General features: G+C 54.5%; 1 protein-coding gene. It reads left to right on the top strand.

Translation table 11 applies throughout. The features are described 5' to 3' along the window. Positions 1 to 89 precede the first annotated feature (89 nt). Positions 90 to 255: helix-turn-helix domain-containing protein (locus tag M8013_RS23670; protein ID WP_472925653.1), on the top strand; the 166-nt coding region annotated here is incomplete at its 3' end.

Here is a 255-nt window from a genome sequence, read left to right as displayed (position 1 = left end):
TGTACAGACTGGGGACATAGTGAACGCTTGTTCGGGGACATGGTAGACACTTACAACTAAGGCATAAGAACCCGTATATGGAGTCGCTTATGCCGTGGGATGCGAGAGATACCATGTCATTACGTACTGAGTTTGTGATGTTCGCCTCGCAGGACGGGGCGAACATCCGCGCACTGTGCCGTCACTACGGCATTTCACCTGCCACCGCCTATAAGTGGCTTCGCCGCTGGGCTGAAGATGGCGCTTCCGGTCTTC

The organism is Silvania confinis, from assembly GCF_025564085.1.
GTDB classification, from domain to species: Bacteria; Pseudomonadota; Gammaproteobacteria; order Enterobacterales; family Enterobacteriaceae; genus Enterobacter; species Enterobacter confinis.
The sequence above is the reverse complement of the archived record's forward strand: the minus strand, read 5'-3'. Positions and strand labels throughout refer to the sequence as shown.